Source organism: Catenibacterium sp. co_0103 (assembly GCF_004168205.1).
In the GTDB taxonomy this organism is placed as follows: domain Bacteria; phylum Bacillota_I; class Bacilli_A; order Erysipelotrichales; family Coprobacillaceae; genus Catenibacterium; species Catenibacterium mitsuoka_A.
Map to the genome: position 1 here is coordinate 1 of NZ_RCYB01000097.1, position 6871 is coordinate 6871.

The 6871-nt window shown below is 34.2% G+C and carries 6 protein-coding genes and 1 tRNA gene; 5 read left to right on the plus strand and 2 right to left on the minus strand.

Features of this window, described 5'->3' with window-relative positions:
- Positions 1–77, minus strand: a tRNA-Ile gene (locus EAI80_RS11115).
- Between the two features lie 231 nt (positions 78–308).
- Here EAI80_RS11115 and EAI80_RS11120 point away from each other — a divergent pair.
- From EAI80_RS11120 to galE, 5 genes are all read left to right on the plus strand, one after another.
- Positions 309–1301 (plus strand): LacI family DNA-binding transcriptional regulator, encoded by a 993-nt coding sequence (locus EAI80_RS11120; protein WP_129982084.1) that lies wholly within the window; start codon positions 309–311, stop codon positions 1299–1301.
- A gap of 139 nt (positions 1302–1440) precedes the next feature.
- The gene (locus EAI80_RS11125) at positions 1441–2910 is read left to right on the plus strand and encodes a UDP-glucose--hexose-1-phosphate uridylyltransferase (protein WP_129982086.1); all 1470 of its coding nucleotides are present in this window, start codon (positions 1441–1443) and stop codon (positions 2908–2910) included.
- Positions 2904–3917 carry an aldose epimerase family protein gene (locus EAI80_RS11130; RefSeq protein WP_129982087.1) on the plus strand — a complete coding sequence of 338 codons (1014 nt, stop codon included), beginning with the start codon at positions 2904–2906 and terminating at the stop codon, positions 3915–3917. Before EAI80_RS11125 ends, EAI80_RS11130 begins: the two co-directional genes overlap by 7 nt.
- On the plus strand, positions 3914–5197 hold the full coding sequence (locus EAI80_RS11135; protein ID WP_129982089.1) for a galactokinase family protein: 1284 nt from the start codon (positions 3914–3916) through the stop codon (positions 5195–5197). The genes EAI80_RS11130 and EAI80_RS11135 overlap by 4 nt, the downstream gene beginning before the upstream one ends.
- Position 5198: 1 nt before the next feature.
- Entirely contained in the window at positions 5199–6197 is a 999-nt protein-coding gene (galE, locus tag EAI80_RS11140; RefSeq protein WP_117548122.1) for a UDP-glucose 4-epimerase GalE, read from the plus strand.
- Between the two features lie 12 nt (positions 6198–6209).
- On the opposite strand, the gene EAI80_RS11145 is transcribed toward galE, so the two are convergent.
- Positions 6210–6680, minus strand: coding sequence for an AraC family transcriptional regulator (locus tag EAI80_RS11145; RefSeq protein ID WP_129982090.1), 471 nt, complete (start codon positions 6678–6680; stop codon positions 6210–6212).
- Positions 6681–6871: the final 191 nt, after the last annotated feature.

Genomic DNA, 6871 nt, shown 5'->3' on the forward strand with positions numbered 1-6871 from the left:
TGGTGGGCCTGAATGGATTTGAACCATCGACCTCACCCTTATCAGGGGTGCGCTCTAACCAACTGAGCTACAGGCCCATTTCTTGACTGCTCACCTATAATAACATGTAGAAATACACTCGTCAATAAAAAAATGAAGAAATTATAGGCAAGGTAGAAAAATACTTGATATATACAATGAAAATAAAGAAAAAATAATGTATCATTAAAATTGGTTAAAATATTACTAAAAATTTTATCTCATTTTATCTCATTTTATCTAGATTGTGATATATTAATTATTATAGTAATGTTAAGGAGGAAAAAGAAATGGCTACAATTAAAGATGTTGCGAAAGCAGCTAATGTATCTATCGCAACTGTATCAAGAGTATTAAATGAAGATAAAACATTGAGGGTTTTACCTGAGACAAAAGAGAAGATATTAAGAGTGGCTAGTGAACTCAATTACTCCTTAAAATCAAAAGAAAAGAAGAATACATTTAATATAGGTATTATCCAGTGTTATACATTTGAACAGGAATTTAGAGATACTTATTTCTTATCTATTTTACAGGGTGTAGAGAAATATTTAAGAAAAGAAAAGATGGCTTCCACAAAAGTAAGATACGATGATATGAATATGAAGCAGGTATTAGAAGGTGTGGATGGTATTATCTGTATTGGAAAGTTTGAAAAGAAGTATCTTGATACATTTAGTAAGTTATCTAGTAGAATTGTTTTATTAGATATGGATTTGTCTCCAATCACAAATGTCTGTATCTCATTGGATTTTGATGACGCGATGTATAAAGTAGTTAACTATTTTCATTCACAGGGACATGAAACGATTGGTTTTATGGGAAGAAATGAATATGATGAAATGTCTTTACAAACAATTTCTAGAAAGAAAAGCTTTATTAAATATTGCGAATATCTAGGAATAAAATATGAGATATTTACAACTAATCATGAAATGACAGGAGATGAAGGCTATTCTGTCATGAATCGTGTGATTGAAGAAGGAAAAATACCTTCCGCAATATTCTGTGCCAATGATCCTCTTGCGATGGGGGCTATGCAGGCTTTATTAGATGCAAAAATAAAGGTGCCAGAAGAAGTGTCTATTATGGGATTCAATGATGTGGATGCATGTAACTTCACACGACCTACATTATCTACTGTCTATGCACCTTCAAGTGAGATGGGAGAGATGGGTGCTTCATTATTACACGGAATGATCACGGAAGAGGATATCAGCTACCCACGTAGAATACAATTACCATGTCAATTAGTTATTAGAAATTCATGCAGAGAGAATTAATAAAACTTCTCTCTTTTTATTTTAGTAAAATAATAAGTAAACAAATTAGTAAAAATGTTAAAAAAATATTGATTATTTTACTAAAAAGTTTATTATAGTAGGTGAAGAAAATAACAAAATAAAAAAAGGAGACCCCATAATGAACCATCAAATCAACAGATTACTTAACTTTGCGTTACAAAAAGGCATGATTGGTACAGATGACTTGTACTATGCCGCAAATTTAATTCTAGACTTACTTCAGTTAGATGAATTTGAACTAGAAGAAATTGATGAAAAATTAGAAACAGCACAGGATATCATTGATCATATTCTTGACTATGCAGTAGAAAAAGGCATGATTTCAGATTCTGTGACTGAAAAAGATTTATTTGATACAAGACTTATGAACTGCCTCATGCCTCGTCCTAGTGAAGTAGTAAATAAGTTCAACACTCTTTATAATGAATCTCCAGAAAAAGCAACAGACTACTTCTATGATTTAAGTATTAGTAGTAACTATATTCGTAGATCACGTATTGATAAGAATATCAAGTTTAACCATTATGTTAAATATGGTGATATCCAGATTACTATCAACCTTTCTAAACCAGAAAAGGATCCTAAAGCGATTGCAGCTTCAAAGAATATCAAATCTGCAAACTATCCTCTTTGCTTATTGTGTAAAGAAAACGTTGGATTTGCAGGTAATATGAAGCATCCTGCTAGACAGAATCATCGTATTATTCCATTAGACCTTGCAGGTCATCGCTATTACCTACAGTATTCACCTTATGTTTACTACAATGAACACTGTATCGTATTTAATGAAGAACATCAGCCAATGAAAATTGATCACAATACATTCGAGCATCTATTCGCATTTGTAGATAAGTTCCCTCATTATATGCTGGGAAGTAATGCTGATCTACCAATCGTAGGTGGTTCTATCCTTACCCATGATCACTACCAAGGCGGTCGTCATCATTTTCCTATGGAAGATGCAAAAGTAACCAAGAGTTATGAACATGACCAGGTGCAGGTAGATATGCTGTATTGGCCATTGTCAACTCTAAGACTTACCTCTACTTCCAAAGAAAAAATTATTGCTTTGGCTGATGTTATTCTTGAGAAATGGATTGATTATAGTGATGAATCACTAGATATCATTGCATATACAGATGGTGTAAGACATAACACAGTAACACCAATTGCACGTATGAAGGATGGATTGTATCAGTTAGATCTAGTACTTAGAAATAACCGTACGACTGAAGAATGTCCATTAGGAATCTTCCACCCTCATGCACAGCATCACCACATTAAGAAGGAAAACATCGGCTTAATTGAAGTAATGGGCTTAGCTGTTCTTCCTGCAAGATTAAAGAATGAATTAGAAGATATCAAACAGTGTCTATTAGGTAATGCGGATTTTGATTCAAATGAATCATTACAGAAGCATGCGGACTGGTACAAATATCTTAAGAATTGTGACTACGAGGATGTTGATAAATTCCTAGAAGTAGAAGTCACTAAGAAGTTTGTAGCAGTATTAGAAGATGCTGGTGTATATAAAATGACTGATGAAGGAATTGAAGGATTCAGTCGCTTCGTGGAGGGCTTATGGTAGAAATTAAGAAAGAATTAGATGATGATATTGTTGTCATCGGCTTAGAAAACAAAGACTTCTATGTAGAAGTCACAAACTTTGGCTGCACACTACTTAAAGCTGTAGTAAAGGACAAAGAAGGAAATCCTTGTGATTGTGTATTAGGCTTCCCTGAAGTATCAGATTACCAGAAGAGAGATGGTACATATCTTGGTGCTTTGGTAGGACGAGTATGCAACCGTATTGAGAAGGGAACTTTCACATTAAATGGGAAGACTTATAATGTTCCTATTAATAATGGTCCAAACTCATTACATGGTGGTATTGAAGGATTCTCTTACAAGGTATTTGATTATGAATTTATTGAAGATGGTGTCAAGTTCCACTATGTATCTAAAGATGGTGAAGAAGGCTATCCAGGTACATTAGATTTCTATGCTTATTATACAATCGAAGGAACATCTCTTCATATGCGCTATGAAGCAACAAGTGATCAGGATACAATCATCAATATCACAAACCATTCATATTTCAACTTAAATGGACATGCATCAAGTGTTCATAATCATGTATTAAAACTCAATGCTGATGAAGTAGGCTGCGTTGATGGTGATGGATTATATACAGGTGAATTATTAGATGTCACAAATACTCCATTTGACTTTAGAAGTGAAAAAGTGATTGGAGACTGTATCAAAGACAATCATCCACAGTTAATCACAGCCCGTGGTTATGATCATCCATTTGTATTTAATACAGATAAAAATCAGGCAGAACTTTACTCTCCAGAAACTGGTATTAAATTAACTGTATCTACTACATATCCATCAGCACAGGTATATAGTGCAAACTATTTAGATGGACAGCTAGATAAATATGGATATACTATGCATCCACAAGAGGCATTATGTATTGAAACAAGTTATTTACCAGACAGTATTCATAAAGAAGAAAACCCAAAGGTCATCTTAAACGCAAATAAAAAATTTAAAGAAGAAACAGTATATACATTCGAGGTAACAAAATGAAAGCAAGCTTATTAAAAGAAGAATTTAAAACTAATAAATATGATGAAATGTTGAAAGACTTATATGAAGATGCAAGTCTCGTAGATTATCAGAAAGACAGATATGCCAATGCATTAGATAAGTTCGTTGAACTTTATGGTGATGAAAATGTCAGCATCTATAGTGCTGCAGGTAGAAGTGAAATTTCAGGTAACCATACAGACCATCAGCATGGTTGTGTACTCGCAGGTTCTATCAATCTAGATGCGATTGGTGTAGTCGCTAGACAGGATGATGTAATCAATGTTGTCTCTGATAGCTTTAATATTAAGCCAATCTATTTAAATGATTTAGATAAGAAGGATGAAGAAGAAGGTACTTCAGAAGGACTAATCAGAGGTGTTGTCTCTAAACTTAAAGAACTAGGTTACAATATCGGGGGTTTCAAGGCATTCATTACAAGTGATGTATTAGTAGGGGCTGGTTTATCTAGTTCAGCTGCTTTTGAAACAATTATTGGTACAATCATTGATGGTTTATATAATGATATGAGCATCGATATGGTCACTATCGCAAAAGTAGGTCAGTATGCTGAAAATGTTTATTTTGGTAAGCCTTGTGGATTAATGGACCAGTGCGCATGTGCTGTTGGTGGACTTATCTCTATCGATTTCAAGGATACAGAACATCCTGTTGTAAATCATGTAGATGTAGACTTCTCTAAATATGATCATAGCTTATGTATCGTTGATACAAAGGGAAGCCATGCAGACTTAACAGATGCTTATGGTGCTATTCCAACTGAAATGAAGGATGTCGCTCATTACTTCGGTAAGGAATTCTTAAGAGAAGTAGATGAAAAGGAATTCTTTGATCATCTTGCTGATGTCAGAGCAGCAGTTAAGAATGATAGAGAAATTCTAAGAGCTATTCATTTCTTCAAGGAAAATGCAAGAGTACCTCAAATTGTAGAAGCATTAAACAATGATAACTTTGACTTATTCAAGAAGTTAATCAAGGAATCTGGTAACTCAAGCTATAAGTTCTTACAGAATGTTTACGCAGACTTTGATTATAAGCATCAGGCAGTTTCTGCAGGTCTAGCATTAAGTGAAATCGTATTAGGAGACCATGGTGTATCTAGAGTACATGGTGGTGGATTCGCAGGTACAATTCAGGCATTTGTAGAAAATGACTTTGTCCCAGAATATAAGAAAGAAATTGAAAAATTATTTGGAGAAGGCAGCTGTCATGTACTTAAAGTAAGAAAACTTGGTGGTTGTAAAGTAGTGGAGGAATAATATGAATGTACTAGTTACAGGTGGTGCAGGTTATATTGGTAGTCATGTCTGTGTAGAACTACTACAGAGCGGCCATGATGTTGTAGTCATCGATGATTTCTCAAATTCAAAACCAGAAGCCTTAGATGCCATTCATGAAATTACTGGTAAGAAAGTAAAGTTTTATGAATTTAACGTTTTAGATGAAGATAAGACAGAAGCAGTATTCAAGGAAAATAAATTGGATGCAGTCATTCACTGTGCAGCCTTCAAGGCAGTAGGTGAATCAGTAGTAAAGCCTATTGAATATTATACAAATAACTTAATGACAACTCTTATTGTTGCTAAGCTTATGAAGAAGTATCATGTCCCTTCAATTGTATTCTCTTCAAGTGCTACGGTATATGGTGATCCAAAGGTTGTCCCATTAACTGAAGACTGTGAATTAGGACAGACTACAAACCCATACGGTTCTACAAAGGCTATGATGGAAAGAATCCTAACAGATGTACAGCATGCTGTACCAGAAATGTCTGTTACACTTCTTCGTTACTTCAACCCAATTGGTGCCCATGAATCAGGATTATTAGGTGAAGATCCAAAGGGAATTCCTAACAATCTTATGCCTTATATTATGAAAGTTGCAACTGGTGAACTTCCTTGTTTAGGTGTATTTGGTAATGACTATGATACACCAGATGGAACAGGTGTACGTGACTATATCCATGTTGTGGACTTAGCTAAGGGTCATGTTCTTGCAATTGAAAAATATGCAACACCAGGTGTTCATATCTGTAACCTAGGAACAGGTAAAGGATATAGTGTATTAGAAATCGTAAAGGCATTTGAAAGAGTTAATGGAATCAAGATTCCTTATGAAATCAAGCCAAGACGTGCAGGTGATATCGCAACATGTTATGCAGATCCTACTCGTGCAAAAGAACAGTTAGGATGGGTAGCTGAAAAGACACTAGATGATATGTGCAGAGATACTTGGAACTTTGCAAAGAAACATATGTAATAAAAGAGATGCTCAATTGGGCATCTCTTTGTTTTTGAATTCTAGAGGAGAGCATTGGTACTCCTTTTTGAATACTTTGCAGAAGTAATTAGGGTCTTCAAAGCCACATTGATAAGCAATCTCTTTAACGGTTTGTTTCTTGTTTGTTAATAGTTCTGCAGCCTTCTTTAATCGGTAATCTAATAAGAATTTGTGGATAGTCGTATTGTATTTAGATTTAAAATGAGTTAACAATGTTCCTCTGCTGCAGAAGAAATAATCACATAGCTGATCAATCGTAATAGGTTTACTATAATTCGCAATTAAGTACTGTTTTATTTCCTGGGCAAGATGATCATTTTTGGCCTGAATGCGATTGGTGAGAGAAATGTATTTTGCACAGATATCACATATATATGCAAAAGCATATATCTGATCTTCATCTAATATAGTAATATTTGTGACAAGTTGTTTTAATTCTTTTTTTGAATACCCACAAACCACAGGTTAGTGAAAATTAAATTTCATAAGCACCGATTAAACGGCGTTCATGAAGCTGAACCGGACACATGAATTTCCCATCTGTTCTATAATTAGATTAGAAATTAGATGGAGGTATAATCATATGTCAAACAAAGTATTAAAGCCTAAGAAAGCTTCTCTTTATCAGTTCACTCAGAAATATTCCAACAATA

What these genes read in the sequence shown, in the direction of transcription:
- EAI80_RS11130 (WP_129982087.1), top strand. Translation starts at nt 2,904, where the DNA reads ATGGTAGAAATTAAGAAAGAATTAGATGATGATATTGTTGTCATCGGC.
- EAI80_RS11135 (WP_129982089.1), top strand. Translation starts at nt 3,914, where the DNA reads ATGAAAGCAAGCTTATTAAAAGAAGAATTTAAAACTAATAAATATGAT.
- galE (WP_117548122.1), top strand. Translation starts at nt 5,199, where the DNA reads ATGAATGTACTAGTTACAGGTGGTGCAGGTTATATTGGTAGTCATGTC.
- EAI80_RS11120 (WP_129982084.1), top strand. Translation starts at nt 309, where the DNA reads ATGGCTACAATTAAAGATGTTGCGAAAGCAGCTAATGTATCTATCGCA.
- EAI80_RS11125 (WP_129982086.1), top strand. Translation starts at nt 1,441, where the DNA reads ATGAACCATCAAATCAACAGATTACTTAACTTTGCGTTACAAAAAGGC.